Origin of the sequence: Acidaminobacter sp. JC074 (genome assembly GCF_022496765.1) — a bacterium.
In the GTDB taxonomy this organism is placed as follows: domain Bacteria; phylum Bacillota; class Clostridia; order Peptostreptococcales; family Acidaminobacteraceae; genus JABXKX01.
The window spans coordinates 52269-71294 of sequence record NZ_VANV01000005.1; the positions used below are offsets into that span (position 1 = coordinate 52269).

At 36.7% G+C, this 19026-nt stretch carries 17 protein-coding genes; 6 read left to right on the plus strand and 11 right to left on the minus strand.

What is annotated here, in order from left to right; all coding sequences use genetic code 11:
• Nucleotides 1-20: 20 nt before the first annotated feature.
• Together EZV73_RS06285 and EZV73_RS06290 are read right to left on the minus strand one after the other, a co-directional pair.
• Nucleotides 21-527 (minus strand): ferritin, encoded by a 507-nt coding sequence (locus EZV73_RS06285; RefSeq protein WP_240839391.1) that lies wholly within the window; start codon nucleotides 525-527, stop codon nucleotides 21-23.
• Nucleotides 527-688, minus strand: a complete 162-nt coding sequence (locus EZV73_RS06290; protein WP_240839393.1) for a rubredoxin — start codon at nucleotides 686-688, stop codon at nucleotides 527-529. Before EZV73_RS06290 ends, EZV73_RS06285 begins: the two co-directional genes overlap by 1 nt.
• A gap of 148 nt (nucleotides 689-836) precedes the next feature.
• Here EZV73_RS06290 and EZV73_RS06295 point away from each other — a divergent pair, with 148 nt between their 5' ends.
• The 4 genes from EZV73_RS06295 (at nucleotide 837) to EZV73_RS06310 (ending at nucleotide 4741) form a co-directional block, all read left to right on the plus strand.
• Nucleotides 837-1295, plus strand: a complete 459-nt coding sequence (locus EZV73_RS06295) for an ATPase P (protein WP_240839394.1) — start codon at nucleotides 837-839, stop codon at nucleotides 1293-1295.
• 2 nt (nucleotides 1296-1297) lie between these two features.
• Nucleotides 1298-2605 carry a Na+/H+ antiporter NhaC family protein gene (locus EZV73_RS06300; protein WP_240839396.1) on the plus strand — a complete coding sequence of 436 codons (1308 nt, stop codon included), beginning with the start codon at nucleotides 1298-1300 and terminating at the stop codon, nucleotides 2603-2605.
• A gap of 4 nt (nucleotides 2606-2609) precedes the next feature.
• Nucleotides 2610-2891, plus strand: coding sequence for a helix-turn-helix domain-containing protein (locus EZV73_RS06305; protein ID WP_240839397.1), 282 nt, complete (start codon nucleotides 2610-2612; stop codon nucleotides 2889-2891).
• Between the two features lie 65 nt (nucleotides 2892-2956).
• Entirely contained in the window at nucleotides 2957-4741 is a 1785-nt protein-coding gene (locus EZV73_RS06310) for a GNAT family N-acetyltransferase (RefSeq protein ID WP_240839398.1), read from the plus strand.
• Nucleotides 4742-4792: 51 nt separating this feature from the next.
• On the opposite strand, the gene nifJ is transcribed toward EZV73_RS06310, so the two are convergent.
• The 4 genes from nifJ to EZV73_RS06330 form a co-directional block, all read right to left on the minus strand.
• Nucleotides 4793-8332, minus strand: a complete 3540-nt coding sequence (gene nifJ / locus EZV73_RS06315) for a pyruvate:ferredoxin (flavodoxin) oxidoreductase (RefSeq protein WP_240839399.1) — start codon at nucleotides 8330-8332, stop codon at nucleotides 4793-4795.
• Between the two features lie 554 nt (nucleotides 8333-8886).
• Nucleotides 8887-9105, minus strand: a complete 219-nt coding sequence (locus EZV73_RS06320) for a hypothetical protein (protein ID WP_240839400.1) — start codon at nucleotides 9103-9105, stop codon at nucleotides 8887-8889.
• A 183-nt stretch (nucleotides 9106-9288) separates the two neighbouring features.
• On the minus strand, nucleotides 9289-10665 hold the full coding sequence (locus EZV73_RS06325; protein ID WP_240839401.1) for an MFS transporter: 1377 nt from the start codon (nucleotides 10663-10665) through the stop codon (nucleotides 9289-9291).
• 12 nt (nucleotides 10666-10677) lie between these two features.
• Nucleotides 10678-13221, minus strand: coding sequence for a GH116 family glycosyl-hydrolase (locus tag EZV73_RS06330; RefSeq protein WP_240839402.1), 2544 nt, complete (start codon nucleotides 13219-13221; stop codon nucleotides 10678-10680).
• 138 nt (nucleotides 13222-13359) lie between these two features.
• On the opposite strand from EZV73_RS06330, the gene EZV73_RS06335 reads away from it, so the two are divergent.
• A complete protein-coding gene (locus EZV73_RS06335) occupies nucleotides 13360-14157 on the plus strand; it encodes an AraC family transcriptional regulator (RefSeq protein ID WP_240839404.1) in 798 nt (265 codons plus the stop codon).
• Nucleotides 14154-15179: an NADH:flavin oxidoreductase gene (locus EZV73_RS06340; RefSeq protein ID WP_240839406.1), complete on the plus strand. Its 1026-nt coding sequence runs from the start codon at nucleotides 14154-14156 to the stop codon at nucleotides 15177-15179. The genes EZV73_RS06335 and EZV73_RS06340 overlap by 4 nt, the downstream gene beginning before the upstream one ends.
• Nucleotides 15180-15235: 56 nt before the next feature.
• Here EZV73_RS06340 and EZV73_RS06345 read toward each other — a convergent pair whose 3' ends face one another.
• The 5 genes from EZV73_RS06345 to EZV73_RS06365 form a co-directional block, all read right to left on the minus strand.
• Entirely contained in the window at nucleotides 15236-16318 is a 1083-nt protein-coding gene (locus EZV73_RS06345) for a KamA family radical SAM protein (RefSeq protein ID WP_240839407.1), read from the minus strand.
• A 187-nt stretch (nucleotides 16319-16505) separates the two neighbouring features.
• Complete coding sequence (locus EZV73_RS06350; protein WP_240839408.1) at nucleotides 16506-17240, minus strand: class III extradiol ring-cleavage dioxygenase; 735 nt, start codon at nucleotides 17238-17240, stop codon at nucleotides 16506-16508.
• Nucleotides 17240-17920 carry a pirin family protein gene (locus EZV73_RS06355; protein ID WP_240839409.1) on the minus strand — a complete coding sequence of 227 codons (681 nt, stop codon included), beginning with the start codon at nucleotides 17918-17920 and terminating at the stop codon, nucleotides 17240-17242. The genes EZV73_RS06350 and EZV73_RS06355 overlap by 1 nt, the downstream gene beginning before the upstream one ends.
• On the minus strand, nucleotides 17920-18531 hold the full coding sequence (locus EZV73_RS06360) for an FMN-dependent NADH-azoreductase (RefSeq protein WP_240839410.1): 612 nt from the start codon (nucleotides 18529-18531) through the stop codon (nucleotides 17920-17922). The genes EZV73_RS06355 and EZV73_RS06360 overlap by 1 nt, the downstream gene beginning before the upstream one ends.
• Nucleotides 18532-18587: 56 nt before the next feature.
• Entirely contained in the window at nucleotides 18588-19013 is a 426-nt protein-coding gene (locus tag EZV73_RS06365; RefSeq protein ID WP_240839411.1) for a MarR family winged helix-turn-helix transcriptional regulator, read from the minus strand.
• Nucleotides 19014-19026: the final 13 nt, after the last annotated feature.

Sequence of the window (19026 nt, forward strand, 5' to 3'; positions counted from 1 at the left end):
AACTTTCTTGTGAATAAACATTATTCAGCCGCAGGCTCAGCAAATGTTCTTTGAGCTAATTCTTTATCTAACATTAGAAGACCATAACCGTTGTCACCAATAAGCTCAAGCTGCTTGATAAGATTTGATGCATTTTCTTCTTCTTCAATTTGCTCATCGATAAACCATTGTAAGAAATTCATAGTCGCGAAATCTTTTTCATCTACTGCTATACCTTGAATGGCATTAATTGAAGCAGTGATTGACTCTTCATGCTCTAAAACATTCTCAAATACAGCCATTGTAGACGGCCACTCGATTAATGGTTTTTCAATTGCTTCCAAAATAACTTTTTGACCTCTAGAGTTTAAGTACTTAAGCATTTTTTTAGCATGGAATTGTTCCTCTTGGAATTGTTGGTACATCCAGTTTGCCATACCAGGCATGCCTTCACCTTCAAAGTGTTGGTTCATTGCTAAATATAGGTATGCTGAATAAAATTCTTTATTTACTTGTGCTGTTAAAGCTTCTACTACCTTTTGGTTCATTATTCTACCTCCTCAAAAAAATCCTTAGGTTCACCGCATGTTGGGCATTTCCAATCATCAGGTAATGCTTCAAACGGGGTGCCTTTTTCTACGCCACTCATCCAGTCACCTCTTTCAGGCTTATAGATGTAGCTACATTTTGGACATTTGTAATTCTTCATATCTTGCACTCCTTATCAACTATATTATACATACCCACCAATACAGTCTTAAACTAGTTTAATTATAATTTAACATTAAATTTTTTTCAATTAAATAGGTTGTAAAAATGTAATTTTAGGATTACCATATAAAAAAAAGGAGTGGCTTATGAATATTGAAATAACAGGGCTTGGTACATATGAGATTGATTCAATTTTTATCGATTACAATGGTACCATAGCAAACAATGGTCAACTTATGACAGGTATTAAAAAAAATCTGCGTGATCTCAGTGAAAATTATCAAGTATACGTCATCACAGGCGATACCTTCGGAACAGTCAGACAAGCATTTGAAGATACAAACATCCATGTCATTTTGGCAAATACAGCAAAAGAAAAGGCTGATATTATTTCTAAACACCAGCCTGACCACTGTCTGGCAATTGGTAATGGTGCCATAGACCACTTGATGTTTAATAAAGCCGGCCTTTCAATTGGTGTTATAGAAAGAGAAGGAGCAAGCCTTAAAGCCCTTTTAGAAGCAGACCTAGTTGTTACCAGCATTTATCATGCTTTTGAAATAATCGAATCACCTAAAAAAATCATTGCAACTTTAAAGGAGTAACTATGTTAATCATCGTCATACTATGCATCGCATCATGTGTTGTTTTAGACATCTCTTTATTTTGGGGATTTCTAGCTGCCATCTTAATATTAACGGCAAGCATAAAAGATAAGAAAATAGCCTATAAAACGGCTTTAGAGGGCGTTAAAACCTGTAAGTCACTTTATTTGATCATCTTGCTACTAGGGGCAAATATCTCCATCTGGATGTCCTCTGGTATCATACCGACGACCATCTATTTTGGTTTTGATAAAATTGCAGGTGTCAACTTTTTAGCATTCTCATTTGTCTGTACAGCCATCTTATCAACGGTCATGGGAACAGGCCTAGGCACCCTGTCTACAGTAGGACTTGCCTTGTATGGCATCGGTAAAGGTTTTGGTTTACCAGAACCCATCCTATTAGGTGCCATTGTATCAGGGGCATTTATTTCAGATAAGATATCACCGGTATCAGCCCTTACTAACCTGACCATTGAAGTAACAAGTATTGACTACAAGCGCTACTTTAAGGCAGCCATCGGGCCACTATTAATCACTTGTTTGATCACTGGTTTGATTTATTACATATTGGGTTCTTCCCTTACAACTGCCGTGGATACAAGTGTCTTAACAGGTTATCAAGAAACGCTTTTTGAAAACTATAAGATTACACCGCTTTTGTTTCTAATACCTCTTGCCATCATTGTTATGGCCCTTAGTGGTATCAATGTTTTAAAGAATATGCTGGCCATTTTTACTACAGGAAGTTTGATTACTATCTTCTATCAAAAAATTTCTGTAAGTTTATGGTTTAAGTCAGTTATATTTGGTTATAAAGCTAATACAGGACAACCTTTTATTGATAGTATCTTAAAAGCAGGCGGCATACTGCCAATGGTTGAAGTTTTACTGATCGTAACAGCAGCCATCGTCTTAAACGGCCTCTTAACACATCAGAAAACATTAAATCCGATTTTTGACAGGATTCTTGCAGGCACCAAGACAAAAACATCCCTGGTCTTTAAAACAGGGATCATCTCAATGTTTTTAACATCCATCACTTGTGATCAAACCATTGGTATTGTTGTACCCGGCAATATCCTAAAGGACAAGTACGATGAAATGAACTTAAAACATGAAGTACTGGCAAGAACCATCGCAGATACAGGTACTATTATCGCACCCTTAGAGTTTTGGAATGTAAACAGTTTGATAATCTTAGGTATCACAGGCATATCAGCATTACAATATGCACCCTTTGCAATACTTTGCTATTTGTCTCCTATAATTACAATACTGTACACGAGTATTCGTACCAGAAAGGAGTAAAACTATGACTAATATTAGAGGCATCAAAGAGACCATTCTTATGACAAGAAAAGAAAAAGGCTTGACTCAAAAGGATATGGCTAAAAAGCTGAACATCTCTCAACCGGCGTATTCATATTATGAAAAAGGTGATAAACCACTGCCGGCAAACCAACTTAAAAAGGTCCTCGAAATATTAGACATAGAAATGGAACAGTTAAAGGAGCTTGAAGATCCACTAGACACCATTAACCGTTCACTCGAAAGAATTGCAAATGCACTTGAAAAAATTGAGAAAAAATTATAACGGCTTATGGCCGTTTTTTCTTGAAATTTAAAGAAGCTTTCATGATAATAGAACTGGAGGTTGATATGAATTACATAATTAGAGAATATAGAGAAAGCGATTACGACCAAGTCGTAAAAATCATGAGCCATGCCTTTAATGATCGCTTTAAACACCCATTTGATTATAATGATGACGAACTGACCGAGTTCTTTTCAGACATAGAATTTTTTCCTAAGAAACCAGTAGAAGGTTACTTTGTAGCAGAATCTGATGACCAGATACTCGGTGCCATTAACTTAAACTGGCGTGAGCTTAAACAGAAAACTGAGTTTCTAGACCTTATTGAGCTTAGAAAGAAATACAGCAAAAGAAAGCTCTTTAAAACTTTCTTAGCAACACTTGCCCTTATAGAAGTACCAGAAAAAGGTGAATGTTACATAGAAGCCATTGCCATTACAGACCAGGCTAGACGACAAGGTATTGCTTCATCCCTTCTTAAAAAAGCTGATGAGTTCGCTTTACATAAGGGCTTTAAAAAACTGTCACTCCATGTATCTGCTTCCAACAAGGCTGCAGAGGAACTTTATAAATCTCAGGGATTTAGAACAAGAAAGTACTATTCATCAAGAGTTTTAAAATGGCTATTAAATGAATCTAGTTTTAAGTTTATGACGAAAAAGCCTGGTGACAATCCAGAGAAATTGACCATCGGTATGTTTACTGATACTTATATGCCACAGATCAATGGTGTCGCAACAAGTATCCACGTTTTAACTAAGGAACTAGAAAAGATGGGCCACACAGTTTATATCATCACCATCAATGACTCAACCCTTCATTCTGAGTATGATGGTAAAATTCTAAGAATACCTGGTATGAAGGTTTTAAAAGGGACTGATTACAGACTGGCAAACCTTTTAATACCAGAAAGAATTGATAAAATCATCGAAGACATGCACCTAGATATCGTTCATTCTCATACAGAGTTTTCAATAGGTCTTCTGGGTACTTACATAGCTAGAAAAAGTAAAATAGCTCAAATCCATACCTACCATACCATGTATGATGACTTCATCCACTACGTCACTAATTTCAAAACTACTGAAAGAGTGGCAACAGGTGTGATGAAGGTTTATGTTAGAGAATTTGCTGATGCTTGTCAAAAAATAATTGTACCAACTGAAAAGACGAGAAAAGTCCTAGAAGATTATAAGGTAGAGACACCTTTAACTACTATTCCAACAGGACTGGATTTTTCTAAGTTTATGATAAAAAGAGACGATCCACATACCCATGAACTCAGGACCAAACTCGGTCTAAAAGAAGATGATTTTGTATGTCTGAATATAGGAAGGATGAGCAAGGAAAAAAATACACGTGCCATCGTGGAAGCGGTTAAGAAAATCGTGCCTACTAATCCACATATCAAGTTTTTAATTATTGGAGATGGACCAGAATACAAGTCCCTTTTAAAAGATACAGAAGCCTATAGAGATAATATCAAACTTCTTGGTAAGGTACCCTGGGAGGAGATTGCCTACTACTACCAATTGGGGGACACCTTTATAACGGCTTCAAGATTTGAAACTCAGGGCCTAACAGTTATAGAAGCGCTGTCTTCTGAGGTCCCTGTTATCTGTGCTGATGATAAAGCCTTTATAGAAATTGTAAAAGACGATTACAACGGCCTACTCTTTTCTAGTGATGAGGACATTTCAGATTGTATTCTTAAGATGCAAGACAAAGATTATTATGATTCTCTTTTAGATCAAACAAGAGACAGTGTTATCAGATATTCATCAGAATACTTTGCTGAAACTGTCTTAAGCGAATACATAGATACAATTAAATCAAAAGACAACCATTAAAAATAAGACTGCATCTAGGATGCAGTCTTAATTATTTAAAGAATATTATTCTTATTCTTCACCGTACTTCATTTCAGTCATTCTTACGTAAGACTGGTATCTGTCTTTTGCATCTTCCTCTGCTTTAGCAAATAATCTTTCTGCTTCAGCTGGGAATTGGTTCATAAGAATTGTGTATCTAGCTTCACCTCTGATGAAATCTTGGTAGCTAGCAGTAGGTGCTTTAGAATCTAAGATGAATGGGTTCTGACCTTGATCTTTAAGTCTAGGGTCGAATCTCCATAAGTGCCAGTAACCAGCAGCTACAGCTTCTTTGATTCTTTCTTGAGCTGATCCCATACCTGCCTTTAAACCATGAGCGATACATGGAGAGTAACAGATAATTAATGATGGACCATTGTAAGACTCAGCTTCTTGAAGAGCCTTCATGAATTGATTTTGGTTAGCACCCATACCTACTTGAGCAACGTAAACGTAACCGTAAGTAGTAGCGATCATACCAAGATCTTTCTTCTTAACTTTCATACCTGAAGCAGCAAACTTAGCAACAGCAGCAGTTGGAGTAGACTTAGAAGCCTGACCACCAGTGTTTGAGTAAACCTCAGTATCGAATACTAATACGTTTACATCTTCACCAGAAGCAAGAACGTGGTCTAAACCACCGTAACCGATGTCATAAGCCCAACCGTCACCACCAACGATCCAGATAGACTTCTTAACTAAGTACTCATCGTTCTTCTTAATGAAGTCGAATGCAGCTTGAACGTCAGCATTTGCATGACCAGCTTGAACTGCAGCTCTAACAGCTTCAGAAGCAGTCTTAGAAGCTTCAGCATCTAACATAGAATCAACCCATGCTTGGAATGTTTCAGCTAATTCTGGAGCAGCAGCGATAACTTTTTCAGCTTCAGCTTTAATTTGATTTCTTACAGTCTTAACACCAAGAGCAATACCATAACCATACTCAGCGTTGTCCTCAAATAATGAGTTCGCCCAAGCTGGACCTTGGCCTTTAGCATTCTTAGTGAATGGTGTAGCAGGAGCAGAACCACCCCAGATTGAAGAACAACCCGTAGCGTTTGCTTGGATCATTCTATCACCATATAATTGAGTTACAGCTTTCATGTAAGCAGTCTCACCACAACCAGCACAAGCACCTGAGAACTCGAATAATGGTTGAGCAAACTGAGAACCTTTAACAGTAGACTTAGTCATCTTATCATCTTTGATAGTTAAAGTCTTAGCGTAAGCGTAGTTTTCTAATTCAACATCTTGTGAAGCAAGAGGCTTCATGATTAATGATTTTTGCTTAGATGGACAAACTTGAGCACATACACCACAACCAGTACAGTCATGAGTTGATACTTGGATCTTGTACTCTAATCCTTCTAAACCTTTACCAATAGCTTTCTTAGTTACAAATGATGCAGGCTTGTTAGCTACTTCATTTTCGTCTAATAAGTATGGTCTAATAACAGCATGAGGACAAACTAGTGAACATTGGTTACACTGGATACAGTTGTCAACTTGCCACTCTGGCACGTTTGTAGCGATAGCTCTCTTCTCGAAGTCAGTAGAACCGTTTTCGAAAGTACCATCTTCAACGCCAGTAAATGTAGATACAGGAAGATCGTTACCCTTTTGAGCAGCAACTGGTCTTAAGATCTTAGTGATAAACTCAGTATCTCTTGCAGTACCGTCTGAAACCATACCAGGACCTTCAGTAGTAGTAGCCCAATCAGCAGGAATTTCAACTTCAACTAATGCGTTAACACCAGCATCAACTGCAGCATTGTTCATATCAACAATGTTTTGACCTTTTTTACCGTAAGCAGTTACGATAGCATCTTTTAAGTATTTCATAGCGTCATCAACATCGATAACTTCAGCAAGCTTGAAGAATGCAGATTGCATTACCATGTTGATTCTGTTACCTAAGCCAATTTCGTCAGCAATCTTAACAGCGTCGATTGTGTAGAACTTAATTTCGTTCTTAGCTAAGTAGTTCTTCATTGCAGCTGGTAAGTTCTTAGCTAACTCTTCGCCAGTCCATGAAGTGTTAAGTACAAAAGTACCACCCTTCTTAAGACCTTTCATCATGTCGTATTGAACAACATATGATTGGTTGTGACATGCAACGTAATCAGACTCAGTGATTAAGTATGTAGATCTGATCTTCTCTTTACCGAATCTTAAGTGAGATACAGTAATACCGTAAGACTTCTTAGAGTCATAAGAGAAGTAACCTTGAGCGTATAAGTCAGTCTTGTCACCGATGATTTTGATAGCAGACTTGTTAGCACCAACAGTACCGTCTGAACCAAGACCCCAGAACATACATCTAGTTGTACCTTCTGTTTCAGTAACGATTTCTTCTTTAACTTCTAATGATAAGTTAGTAACATCATCATTGATACCGATAGTGAAGTTGTTCTTAGGCTCAGTAGCTAACATATCAAATACTGCTTTGATTTGAGATGGGTTAGTTTCATTTGAACCAAGACCATATCTACCACCAACGATAAGTGGTTGTCTGTCAGTTCCATAGAACATAGATCTGATATCTAAGTATAATGGCTCACCAATTGAACCAGGCTCTTTAGTTCTATCTAAAACAGCAATCTTTGTAACTGTTTCAGGTAATACTTTTAACATATACTCAGGAGCAAATGGTCTGTATAATCTAACTTTGATTACACCAACTTTTTCGCCTTTAGCAACTAAGTAGTCAATAGTTTCTTCAATAGTATCAGTTACAGAACCCATAGCAACGATAACTCTATCTGCATCATCTGCACCATAGTAGTCAAATAAGTTGTAAGTTCTACCAGTAACTTTTGAGATTTCTTCCATGTAGCTTTGAGCGATAGCAGGAACTGCTTCGTAGAACTTGTTAGAAGCTTCTTTAGCTTGCATGAAGATGTCAGGGTTTTGAGCAGTACCTCTAGTAACAGGTCTCTCTGGGTTTAATGAGTTGTTTCTGAATGCTTGAACAGCGTCCATATCAACTAATCTTTCGAATTCAGCATAATCGATTAATTCGATCTTAGAAATTTCATGTGACGTTCTGAAACCGTCAAAGAAGTGTAAGAATGGTACTCTAGACTTGATTGTTGATAAGTGAGCAACACCAGCTAAGTCCATAACTTCTTGAACAGAACCTGAAGCGATCATAGCAAAACCAGTTTGTCTTGCTGACATAACATCTGAGTGATCACCAAAGATTGATAACGCATGAGTTGCAATAGCTCTTGCAGAAACATGGAATACACATGGTAATAACTCACCAGCGATCTTGTACATGTTTGGAATCATTAAAAGTAAACCTTGAGATGCAGTATAAGTAGTTGTTAATGCACCACCTTGTAATGAACCATGAACAGCACCAGACGCACCACCCTCAGATTGAAGCTCAGAAACTAGAACTTCTTGACCGAAGATGTTCTTCTTGCCATAAGCAGCCATTTCATCAACATGTTGCGCCATGTCTGATGAAGGCGTGATTGGATAGATTGCAGCTACATCTGTAAACGCATATGATACGTAAGCAGCAGCCGAGTTTCCATCCATAGTCTTGAAAACTTTACCCATTGTTACTATCCCTCCTGTAAATTAGTAGTCGGACAAAATGTCCTAATGGTATAAGATTATTAACCTTTTTGTATCTTTCATAAGAATTGAATTCTTATGTGTAATAAGCGCAAAAAAAAGATTTTTTTGCAGTCTTATTTTATTGTACTTCTACAGTGTAACTTCAGTATAGTATACAATATACAATGTGTCAACAGAATCTTAAACATAAGTAATTTAAATTGTTTCAGCCGACGAAATTGTTTTTTTGTTGTTTTTTTGGAACAGAAAAGTACAACAAAAAAACAAAGTGACCCACATAATATCTAGCCACTTTTAATAAACTTAAACAATTTTTTTACAGTTAAAATTCCGAGTAATTTTATGCGAATTTAGTATTTTACACTTATCTAGTACTTGAAAAATAATTCATGTACAACATCTAGTATTTGACTTCGAAAAAAATGAATTTTCCAATACAATTTTTTATCTTTCTAATCAAAATCTTTCATCATCTTTTTTGTATTTTTGTCATTGTTTTTCAAAAAAAATTTAAAGCCCCACTACTTGAGGCTTTAATTTGCATCTGGAATTCCCCAGAATTTAAAATCTGCATGTGAAAATTCTATTGTTTCTAAGACTTCAATATCATTTTCATCTACTAAATCTTTTAACCCATAAAGTAGGGCATGGTCCTTTTGGTCTGCAAAATCTCTTTTGTCATATTTTGATGCTAAAAGTAAAATACCTACAATAGATATTAAACATATCAATAAGACGATTACTTTTTTCATAATCAACCTCCTTAAAATCCGTAGTCAGTATACGCCTATGGTTTTAAGAAATCAACAGAAAAAATCTAAATGCATAAATCAATTTCAAATATGCCGTTTTTATACAATTCATAAGATTTTAGTGATTGATTTTACATAATTGTATAAATACAGATACAATTATTTGCAAGCTCTCTAAATCAATTATGCATCACCTGAGGCTTGTTTAAGTTCTCCCGCATAAGACATGATTTCCTTTTCATCATATGAAAGTACAGATAGCAAACCTATAACACAAAGTCCGGCAGAAAAGAAGACAGCCAACCGTATACCTAAATCATTGCCAACATCTTTTCCTAGCAAAAGAAAACTTGTAAATAAAATCATACCTATACTGGAACCCAGCTTTTGTCCAAAGCTTATCATGGCCATATACATGGCTGAATGGTCTTCTCCTGTCTTATAGGATTCATATGAAGCACAATCGGCTGTTACCACACCAGGAAGAATTGTAAAACAAGCTTGACTGAATGGTGAAAGAAGTACTATCATCCCCAGTATTAGATAGACACTCATAGACCCAAGACCAAGCAAACCTATCAATACAAAGCTTATACCGAATAAAATAAAACCAACAACCATCACAGGTTTCTTGCCTTGTTTCTTACTGACCTTGTTGATAAGAGGATACATGCCTAAGGTTAAAACACCGATTATAGTGGTCAGGCCACCTTGGGCACCTTCATCCAATAGAGCCAGTACAGTAATGTAATAGATCAAACCACTCTCAAAGATATAGGTAGCCACACCATAGGCGATCAAACTTCTAAAAAACCTGATGAAATTACGATTACCCATGGCTGTTTTTAATGATTTCTTTAAACTGATATGCTCTCGGTTCATATCAGACTCATATTTCTTTTCATCTAAAAAGATGACTGGCACCATAAGTGAGATAACCCCAAATAGACCAATAATGACAAAAGACAACTGCAGACTTTGAAGCCTTGTGATGGAAAAGGCACTCTCCAAATAGTCCCATGATGTAGTCGCAAAGGATACGATTAGAAATCCTAAGAACCAAAATAAGCTCGAATAAGTGCCCAGATCAATCTTATCCTCAGGTGATTTACCCATATCTACTATTAAAGAGTAATAAGGAATAGAGTACAATGTTAGAAACAAGGCACTTAAAAACATGAACAAGGTTAACCATACCACATTTAAGTGGTGGATCTGGTCTGCAAAAGGCACAAAGAATACCAAGACATAAGATAGACCCATAGGCAAGGCTGCTCTTTTCATAAAAGGTAGTCTTTTCCCCTTGGGATGTTTACTCATATCAGATAAATGGGCTACCAGCGGATCCGTTATGACATCAAAGAGCCGACTGGCAAACAGTACAAGACCCAGCACAGTTAGTCCCATAAAGATGCTGGTCTGTGGAATGACGTAAACTAGGCCAGCATTATCAGCTGGAAAGAATACATAAACCAAGTACAGCATATGAATCACTGTTATCAGTGAAATGCCAAGACTGCCTAGACCATAAGTTATTTTCTCTTTTAGTGTTAAGCTCATCGTTCACTTCCTTTATACCTCTATCGTCAAAAGGTCTCCTGATTTCATTTGCACAGAGACTTCAATGACGTCATCTATTACAGTCACTTCACGGAACTCTCGATTTAAATGTACAGTCTTTACAGACTTAAATGGCTGAGAAATCTTTTCAAGTTCAAGCTTACCGTAGAGCACTTTCAAATCCATTCCCTTAGGTGTAACAAGCACACTTCCCCATGCCCCATCTATAGACCAAAAGTACTTGCCATCTTTTAAGGGTTTAAAACCTATCATTCTCTTGGTCATATCATATTTAAATCCAGAGTAGGTCAGTAAGAATGAATAAGAAGCCATGGCTCTTGCATAACTGGCTCCACACTCAATTTCTGCAAAGGGATTTCTCTTCATACCGTCATAACGGTCTCGAATACTCTTAACAATTTCTAAGGCCTCATTTTCCATTCCACACTGGAGCATGTTGCAAGCGGCAGCATATTCAAACCCACTCATAACTTCTTCAGTATATGGAATCGTAATCTTAGGCTTATCATTTATATCTTTCCAATTACACATCAAAAGACCAGATTCACCATTGACGCCAAATACTCGACATGGATTGTTGATATCTCTTAGTGAAATAAAGTTGTACTTGTAGATACTCTCAAGCGCTTTTCTTCTGTGATCTTGATTGAAGATAGAAGATAGTCCCATCAAATCAGCATGCCAATCTGCAACCACTTGATCAATTTCCACACCATTGCCAATTTGGTATTTAATTTCTCCTGTTTCTTCATCCCAGTAGCCACCAGACATGTTTAAGGAACGATTGCCACCGTACTTGTCTAAGACCGCCTTACTCTTTACATCAATATCTTGTATATAATACTCGCCATTAAAGGTATTGTTTTCAATCCACTCATGACCCTTTTGATACAAGTTCTCATAATCTCTTGCTTTATCTAACTCACCGACTGCTCTTGCCATTTCAGCACCAGCCAGTAAAGCACCATGATAAAAACCAGTCAGCCAAGCATGAGGACCATAAAGTTCAACATCCAAGGTATGGTGTTGTCTACCATGTAAAACGCCCGTCTTATCTATGTCCCACTTGTCTGGATTCTTTTCTGACCAAGTAAACTCTAAACACTTTTTTATATTAGGCCAATGTCTTTTAAGCCACTTTGTATTACCAGATATTTTCCATTCTCTGTAGAACTTCATGACTGTACCCAACTGACCATCCACACAAGCCCTAAAAGGTTGTTTGGCATTCCCTAGAGGTAACATCAATCTAAAGTTCATCTTACCTGACTTACTCAAGTTGTATTTCATTTCTAAATCACGAATGCTTCTTTCTAGTTTAGGAAATAAAAAAGGTAAAGCGTAAGCATAGTTCCAGACATGCTGGCATGTGCCTTCACAGGAACCCCAAGTTTTGTTGACGCCTTCCCAACCGTAAAACTCACCATCTGTCAGCCTTAAACAAGTGGTGCTTTTAAGAGTGGCGAGATTGCCTTGTATGGCATCTAATACAGGCTCTGGTAAATCGGACTCAAATAAGGTGTCTTTGAACATTTTGGTCTCACTGTAAAGCCTGTCCCATTCTTTGAAACAGTATTCAGATACTTGTTTTGAAGAATCAAACAACTTGGCATAGTAATTTTTCCACTTGGGTATTTTCGTTGGGACTGTCCCAAGCCAATACTTCCAGTAGTTAGGCACATACCAGGCTATGTTAAACTTAATGATCTTGCTTTCACCAGGCTTTACACTAACCGCACCTGCTAGGGTAGCTGTATCTTTCTTTAGTTTTCTAGTCTTGTCGAACCTTCTGTTTTTTAGAGGACCAAAGCGTGAAAAATCATTGATAAACATGGTCACATTATCAAACCAACCACCCCTGTACCAGTATTCTTGATAAGAAGTATCTTCACAGTCTGAAGCAATGGTCACATTGCCATACTGTAAATGGCTCTTCATATTGAAGCGACTATTCATCGTAATGCCATGTAGACCATCCTCATTAAAATAGTGGTTTTTCCCAGCTGATTTTAAAGGATTTGTCACAGAAAGTGCGACTGTATACTTTAAGGTCTGATCACTCGTATTATTTACTCTTATATGAAACATGGCTGTAGGTATTGAAGAATCCAAATCATTTGATGGTATAAATGGATTAAATGCTTCTAGAGTAACAGCACCTGGAAACTTTTCATCTTTGAAACTTAATTCAGCTATAGGAAACTCGCCTTTAAACTCATGGTCAGAAAAATGCTTCATACCAGACATGGTGCCCCTGTTTGGACCATGACCGTAGCCCCATGAATGATTGCCCTTATGCATGCCACCCATAAAATCCTTAGAGATATCTCCTTGCAAGAGTCTAAAATCTACAAGCTCATAATCATTTTCTGCCTTGATGGCAAAGTTGGTAAAAGAATTGATGGTCTCTCTATTGGGTCTATTGTTTATTTCCCAATCTATTAAAGCACCATTACCTGCTAAACCGATACTGCCTGATCCAATACCGCCTAAAGGAAATGATATTTCCGATGTATACTGTCCCCTATAAATCATCTAAAATCCTTTCTTCTTACATACTCATACTCAAAGTTTATCAGATAGATTGCATGTTTTATATATAAGAAACCCTCTATTTTATATGAATAAATTGCATAATATAAAATTCATTGCTAAACTGTTATGGGAGGCACTATGTTATTTAATGAGATCTTTTATGAAAACAAGCATGCTTATAACAATCTTTTACATATAAGACAGTTGGGCAAATTGAATGAAGATGAAAGCTATTTGATAGAAAGAGAAAATAGTCCAACCAATGTCCTGGGTTATGTCTTATCCGGCACCTTGCACATTGAAGTTTACGGCAACCACCATAAGCTCCATACAGGCAATGCCTTCATTTTACCCCATCATTGTAAATATAAGATGTATGCAGATCATGATTACCCACCTGGACTTCTGTGGGCAAATATCAGGGGCAAACTCTTTGAAAGTATGTTAAGTTCTCTCTTTGACCAGTCATTTATTCAAGCCAACCACAATCTAGAAAAAGATTTTGAAAAGCTGATCAATCTGGTTAAAGATGAAAATGAAGACCATGAGATAATGAAGCATATCAGTCACATGATGATCGATATCTACAACTATCAGTGCCAATCCCTTACAGTCGATGAAAGTGACAGTCATAAGTACGACCACTATATTTCTCAGCAAATACAGTATCAATTTTCTGTAAAGAAAATGGCCGATCATTTTCATATATCTGTAGATAAACTTAATCGGACCTTTAAAAAGGATTTTAACCTGACCCCCTACCAGTACTATCAAACTATTCGCTTGGATTTGGCTACTTCCCTTTTAAAGAACACAGATTTAACCATCGAAGACATTTGTAGGCGTTTAGGCTTTTCAAATAGAAACAACTTTACCGCCTTTTTTATTTCTAAGGTAAATACACCACCCGCTACATATAGGAGGAAACATAGATGAAACTAAACTCACCCATTCAAATAGGCAAGAGAGTCTGTAAAAACAGAATTGTTATGCCACCTTTGGTTTGTTTTAACTGGGCTGATGAAGAAGGTTTAGAAACCGTTAGTAGAGAAGAACATTATGGAAAAAGAAATGCGACAGGCCTCATCGTTGTAGAAGCAGCTGGGATTTCTAAAGAAAGTAGAATTGTTGATACTGAGCTCGGCATATGGGATGACAAGCATATCAAACAGTATGAAAGAATTGCCAAAGCTTGTCATAAAGAGGATGCTTTAGTTATCGTTCAAATCGTTCATGCAGGCATCAAAGCATATCCAGATCAAGTTTATACGTCATCTTATAAGGAAGCTTTAAACAAAGAAGTTCTTGAACTGAATCAGGACCAAATCGAAACCATCAAGAAACACTTTGTAAACTCGGCCCTTCTTGCCAAAGAGGCTGGTCTTGATGGCGTGGAGGTTCATGGGGCTCATGGCTACCTACTGAGTCAGTTTACATCACCTCAGGCCAATCACAGAAGTGATGCATATGGCGGTTCTACAGAAAATCGCTACAAATTGTCTCTAGATATTGTCAAAGACATAAGGCAAGCTACTGGGGATGACTTTATTATTTCTTATCGATTTGGGGTCAATGATCCATTTTTTGAAGATGACATAAAAGGTATCAAACTTTTAGAGCAAGCCGGAGTGGATGTATTTAATGTCTCATCTGGTATCGGTATTAAGTCTCTGGATATTCCATCAGATTATCCCGAATCCTTTATCACCTACATGGGTTATAAGATGAAAGAACATACAAATAAACCGGTTATCTCTGTTTACGGTATCTTAAGACCTGAACAAGCAGAATACTTAATAGAAAATGACTATACAGATATGGTGGCTGTAGGAAGGGGACTCTTAGCGGATCCAAAGTGGACAGAGAAGGCCCTAAATAAAAAAGAAGTCAATATCTGCTTCCACTGTAAAAGATGTCAGTTTGTTGTAGATGGCCATAAATGTCCTCAAAAAAGTTGAAAAGTCAGGATTGCTCCTGGCTTTTTTTAATATCAGCATATGAAATTTCAATTCAACTACTCAATAGGCATTAAATCATTGTCCAGCCATTGAGCTTTTTCATCAATCTCACGTATAAACATTTTATCGTGATCAGACATGTCTTTAGCTTGATGAAATCTAAAGATCATTTGGTTTCCGTGAACACCAACGATTTCTACCTTACCTCTCGGATGAGACATAATCAGTCTAAATCGTTTAGAAAGTCCATCTAACTTTTTACGTGTTTCTTGAATGAGCGTATAGGTTTCTAATAAAGTCTTTTGGAAGCCAATTTTTACAGCTTTCACAGGTCTACATTGGAATACATAATATGGATTTATACCGACTCTATTTAAACCATTAAGAAGTTCAGCTAATACGTCAGGTGTATCATTCACACCTTTTAAAACTACAGCTTGATTGTTAATTGATACCCCAATATTTTTAATCTTCTTAATAGCATTAAGTGCTTCCTGAGTTAATTCTCTTGGATGATTAAATTGAGTAACAATCACAATTTCTTTTTTCTTAGAATACTTCTCTAAAATACTTACCAGATTGTCTGTAATTCTTTCTGGATATACAACCAATGATCTTGTTCCAAATCTAATGTAGTTCAAGTGTTTAATTTCAGTAAGGCCTTTCAAATAAGCTTCTATCTGCTCATCTGTTAAACAAAATGAGTCGCCTCCTGATAACAATACATTGTTGATTTCCTCGTGACCAGATAAATACTTGATGGTTTCATCTAATCTACTATTAATTTCTTCACTGCTCAGCCCTACCAGTCTCTTCCTGAAACAATGTCTACAGTACATAAAACAGGTAGATGTCGTGAGTACGAGAGCAGTTGTTGAATACTTGTGTTGAAGACCAGGTAACTTAGTATTACTTGCCTCACCAGAAGTATCGTAATCTCCCATTAAGTCCACTTCAAAAGCATTTGGATAAGAGATGCGTTTAATGGGGTCATTTGGGTCATTCTGATCAATTAGATCATAATAGTATTTTGGTATCCTCATTGGATGACGTTCAATAACCTCTTCCAAAGTCGTCTCTTGATCTTTGACCCTAAGATCTACAATATCATTTCTTAAATTAAGTTCCCATTTTTCCATGGTTCTCCTTTCTTATGTCTGTTTTTTGAAAATTCAGCCTACATTTCATTATAACACATAAAAGCTAAAGTTTCGAATTGCGAAACTAAAGCGCATAAAATGTTAATAGATACAAGCCTTTAAATTACAATAAAAGCCAGAAATCACTCTTAGATTTCTAGCTTTTTTTATCTCCATGTATTGTATATTACGAGAACACATAGCTTGTCATAGAAAAGGCTTCGTAAACAACTTTCTTATTGTAAATGTCTATTTTATTAGATACCGATGCGCCTATGACATATAACAAAGGATCAAAGTGTTCACTGGTTTGAAAGGCTTTCTTTTGGTTGTCTATCAAATGATAATTGATTATGCCTTCATAATTATGACTTTTTATCATGTTTTCAATTTCATTATCAAAATCAAGGGCAAATGACACGGGGTCATCTTTTATATGCTTAAAACTATGGACCACATTGCCAGAACCAATAATCATGTAACCCTCTTCTCTTAGTTGACCAAGCTTTTTTCCGATTTCAAACATGTCACTAGGAGATAAATTTTTATCTAAACTCATTTGTACAAGAGGTATATCAGCATTCGGATACATATGAGCAAGTATAGACCAGGCACCGTGATCGATGCCCCATGAATCATCAATTTCAGCACCTATCAACTCTATAACTCTTTTAGTTAGATAAGAATCTCCTGTTACAGGGTACTTTAAATCATACAGTTCTTTTGGAAAACCATACATATCATCAATCTTCTTAGGATGCATGGCCGACTGAATCTTAGTACCATTTGTAACCCAATGGGCCGATATCATCAAGATACCTTTTGGATGATACTTTTGTCCAAGCATCTTCCAAACTTTTGTAAAGTCATTCTCCTCTATAGCGTTCATAGGACTCCCATGACCTAAAAACATTGCAACCATTAGGACCTCATTTCTATAACAAGTATATGACTGTCTGTTTCAGCCTTAAAATCAAGCGTCTCATCTGTTTCAATGGCATCTCTTGTTTTAAACTCTTTTTGACCTACTTTAGACTGACCTTCAATCTGTACCACGTAGATTTTTCTGTTTTCTTTCACCTCAAAGTTTAGTTCATGATCTTTTTCTAAATAAGTGACATAAATGTTTGCATCTTGGTGGATCTTTATAGGCGCCTTATCACCAACCAGGTGAAGCCACTTGTTAATCCTAGCCTTCCAGTCGAACCTATAATCACCATAGGTCGGCTCATATGATTTTTCATCAGGGTAAATCCAAATCTGCAGCAGCCTTACTGGCTCATCACCATGATTGTATTCTGAATGATAGACCCCTTTCCCTGCAGACATATATTGAACCTGACCTCTATAGACTGTTTCTTCGTGTCCCATAGAATCACCATGACTCAAACCGCCATCAATGACATATGAGATGATTTCCATGTCCCTGTGAGGATGTTTTGGAAAGCCTTGATGTGGATCAATGATATCATCATTTAAGACCCTTAATGGACCATAGCGCATTCTTTCTGGATTATGATAATCTGCAAAAGAAAAATGATGATAGGTTTTTAACCAACCATGGTTAAAATAGCCTATGTCTCTATGATCAATGTATTTCATTACATCACTTCCCTTACGCTTTTAGTCACCCAATCATCTAAAGTAGACTGGTAGTCATTTCTAGAGAAGTCACCCATGTTGGTACCTTCAATTAGAAGGGCTAATTTTTCCTCTAGACCTAAAAACTTAAATATATGAGAAACATATCTGTTACCAAACTCCATTTCCATCATGTCTTTGTAAACACCACCAGAAGCCTGGATATGAACAAAGGTGCCTTCTAGTAAGCCAACAGGTCCATTTTCTGTATACTTAAAAGTTTTGCCAGCAACTGCAATCACATCAATAAGTGCTTTTAATTGAGGCGGTACACCAAAGTTCCACAAAGGTGATACAATGACATAATGATCAAACTTTACGAACTTATCTAAAATAAGATTTCTTAGGTTCATCTTTTCAAATTCTTCCTCAGTCAGTTCCATACCCTTCATAGACTTACCGAAGGCCGACATAACCTCTTCATCAATCATTGGGATCTTCATCTGGTATAGGGGCCATACTTCTACGTAATGGTCTTTTTCCTTAAGTGCATCTACATAGTGGTCTGCTGCCCATTTAGAATGTGAGTAGTCTGATGTTTTTGGATTTGCATCGATTAATAATATTTTCATGTGTTTGTCCTTTCTTAATTTAAAGTCTCTTGAATTCAAGATATTAATGTAGAGAATTAACCCTTCCCTACTTTTTTCATCAACTCTATGAGTTGTAACATTTCATCTTCTGTCATATGTGAAAAAGAGTCGTTCATGGCAATCATATGTTTTGAAATGATTTCATTCCAAAAGTCTACGCCTTGATCTGTTAACTCTATGTAGATCCTTCTTCTATCCTCTTGACATCTTACACGTTTGATATAGTCTTTCTTTTCTAACTTATCAATGACATAAGTCATAGTACCAGAGGTCATGTCTATCTTAGAACCAATCTCCTGAATGGTCATGGGACCATTGGCATCTAAAGCAAATAGAACAAAGAACTCAGTTTCATGAATGCCTAATGCTTTAAAGTGTGGCGCCATTTTATGTGTGATTGAAGACATCATCTTATTCAGTACAATCATAAACTTAATAGATGGATCTTGACGGTAATTCATAACAACCTCTTTT